At 74.4% G+C, this 2912-nt stretch carries 3 protein-coding genes; all 3 read left to right on the plus strand.

The window, feature by feature from the left end; all coding sequences use genetic code 11:
• Nucleotides 1-402, plus strand: a 402-nt coding sequence (locus STRAU_RS24425; protein ID WP_037661621.1) for an alpha-glucosidase C-terminal domain-containing protein, incomplete at its 5' end; no start/stop codon positions are given.
• A 30-nt stretch (nt 403-432) separates the two neighbouring features.
• Nucleotides 433-1839 carry a maltokinase N-terminal cap-like domain-containing protein gene (locus tag STRAU_RS24430; protein ID WP_016643064.1) on the plus strand — a complete coding sequence of 469 codons (1407 nt, stop codon included), beginning with the start codon at nt 433-435 and terminating at the stop codon, nt 1837-1839.
• Nucleotides 1840-1871: 32 nt separating this feature from the next.
• On the plus strand, nt 1872-2912 hold a 1041-nt coding region (locus tag STRAU_RS24435; RefSeq protein WP_472980057.1), incomplete at its 3' end, for a GlgB N-terminal domain-containing protein.

Consider the following 2912-nt stretch of genomic DNA (forward strand, 5'->3'; position numbering starts at 1 on the left):
TACGGCTACCAGGTCACCAACGTCGAAGCCGCCATGTCATCGCCGTCCTCCCTGCTCCACTGGACCCGGCGGATGGTCGAGATCCGCAAGCAGAACCCCGCCTTCGGCCTCGGCTCCTACACCGAACTGCCCTCCTCCAACCCCGCCGTCCTCGCCTTCCTGCGCGAACGCGGCGACGACCTCGTCCTGTGCGTCCACAACTTCTCCCGCTTCGCCCAGCCCACCGAACTCGACCTGCAGACCTTCAACGGCCGCCACCCCGTCGAACTCATCGGCGGAGTCCGCTTCCCCGCCATCGGTGAACTCCCCTACCTGCTGACCCTCGCGGGCCACGGCTTCTACTGGTTCCGGCTGCGCGACGACCTGCGTCCGCGCCGTCCGGCGGCCCCGGCGCGCCTTTGAAGGGACGAGCCGCATGAAGGGATGTGCCGCATGCTGAAGACCGCACCTCGCCCGCAGGGCACCCTCAGTCCGCCCCTGCTGCTGACGTCGCTCGCCGGACTGTTCCGGGAGTGGCTGCCGCAACAGCGGTGGTTCGCGGCCAAGGGCCGGCCGCTCACGGATCTCGCCGTGGTGTCGATGACCGAGCTGCACCCGGGCTGCCTGCACCTGCTGCTGCGCACCGGGCACGCCGGTTCGCCCGCGCACTGCTACCAGCTGATCCTCGGCATGCGCGAGGAGCTGCCGCCCCGGCTCCACCACGCCGTCATCGGCCGGCCCAGCGTGGGACCGCTCGCGGGACTCAACGTGTACGACGCCCTCCGGGACCCCCGTTCGACGGGGCTGCTCCTGGAGCGCCTGCGGGTCCCGGGCGCGGCCGGACCGCTGCGTTTCGAACGCGACGCGCGGACCGTGGTGCCCGCCGGGCTCGCGCCCCGGCTGCTCGACGGTGAGCAGTCCAACACCTCGCTGGTGTACGGGGATTCCTTCATCCTGAAGCTGTTCCGCCGCATCCAGTACGGCGTCAACCCGGACCTGGAAGTCCCGTGGGCGCTGGCCGGCGAGGGCTGCGCGCGCGTACCCGCCCCGGTGGCCTGGTTCTGGACCACCGAGCCGCGCAGGACGACACTCGGCGTGCTCCAGCCGTTCCTGCGCGGGGCGACGGACGGCTGGACGCTGGCGCTGCGGTCCCTCGCGGCGGGCGAGGGCTTCGCCGACGAGGCGTACGAACTGGGGCGGGCCACCGCCGAGGTGCACGCGGCGCTCGCCGCCGCGCTGCCGACGGTGACGCTCGGCCACGTCCAGGTGGAACTGCTCGCGCGCGGCATGACGGAACGCCTGGAGGCCGCGGCGCGGGCCGTTCCCGCGCTCCGCCCGTACGAGCCCGCGCTGCGCACCGCCTACCGGGCCCTCGCCGACCTGGCCTCCGAGGGCGGCACCGCGCTGACGGCGCAGCGCGTGCACGGCGATCTGCACCTGGGCCAGTTCCTGCGCGCGCCCTCCGGCCAGTGGACCCTCATAGACTTCGAGGGCGAGCCCGCGCGGCCCCTGGCGGAACGCCGCATGCCGCAGCCGCCCGCCCGCGACATAGCGGGCATGCTCCGCTCCTTCGACTACGCCGCCCGCAGCATCCCCCCGGCTCCCGGCCCCACCCGAGCGGATCAGACCCCGCCCCCGTCCCGGTGGTCCCCCGAATGGGCCGACACCTGCCGCGCCGCCTACTGCGCCGGCTACGCCGACGTCGACGGCCACGACCCGCGGACGTCCCCCGTCCTCCTCCGCGCCCACGAGACGGACAAGGCGGTCTACGAAGCGGTGTACGAGGCCCGGCACCGTCCCGACTGGCTCCCGGTGCCGCTGGCCGCCCTCGACCAGCTGGCGTCCGACGCCTCCCTCTGATCGTCCCGACCCCCTGACAGGAGGCTTCCCCCGTGACCCGCCGCCCCACCTCCCGCACCCCGTCGGAAGAGCCCGACCCCCAGGTCACGTCCACGCCCCCGCAGCCGGAGCCGGCGAAGCAGGTCGGGCCCCCCAAGGCGGCGAAGGCCGCGCAGGATGCCGCCAAGGCGGCGGAATCGGCCGGGGCCGCCAAGACGGCCAAGGCGGCCAGGACGGCCAAGGCCGCGAAGACCCCGAAGGCAACCAAGACGGCAAAGGCCGCCAAGTCGGCCAAGGCCGCGGCGCCCGCCCCGAAGGCATCCCGGAAGACGGCGGCGGCCCGCGAGCCCGCCGCCCCCGCTGCTTCCGCCGCCGTGCCGCAGCCCAGGTCGGCCTCCGCCGCGCCCAAGGCGCCGCCCGAGGTGGCGGCGTCCCCGCCCCGCTCCCCCGTGCCGGACACGGACCGCGCGCGGCTGCTCGCCGGGACCCACCACGACCCGCACTCCGTGCTCGGCGCGCACCTCACCGCGGAAGGCACCGTCTTCCGCGCGCTGCGCCCGTACGCACGGTCCGTGGCCGTCGTCGCCGGTGAGCTGCGGGCCGAACTCCTCGACGACGGCGACGGGTTCTTCTCTGCCGTGGTGCCCCTGCGCGCCGTACCGGACGACTACCGGCTGCACATCACGTACGCCGAGGCGGAGCTGGAGATCCCGGACGCGTACGGATTCCTGCCCGCGGTCGGCGAGCTCGACCTGCATCTGATCGGCGAGGGGCGGCACGAGCGGCTGTGGGACGCGCTCGGCGCGCGGCCGATGACGCACCAGGGCGTGCCGGGCACCCGCTTCACCGTGTGGGCGCCCAACGCCCAGGGCGTGCGCGTCGTGGGCGACTTCAACTACTGGGACGGCAGCGGCTTCCCGATGCGTTCGCTCGGCGGCACCGGTGTGTGGGAACTGTTCGTGCCGGGGCTCGGCGCGGGCGAGCTGTACAAGTTCCAGATCACCCGGCCGGACGGCGGCACGACGTTCCGCGCGGACCCGCTGGCGCGCCGCACCGAGGCACCGCCCGCCAACTCCTCCGTGGTCGACGCCTCG

Source organism: Streptomyces aurantiacus JA 4570 (assembly GCF_000414115.1).
Classification (GTDB): Bacteria; Actinomycetota; Actinomycetes; order Streptomycetales; family Streptomycetaceae; genus Streptomyces; species Streptomyces aurantiacus_A.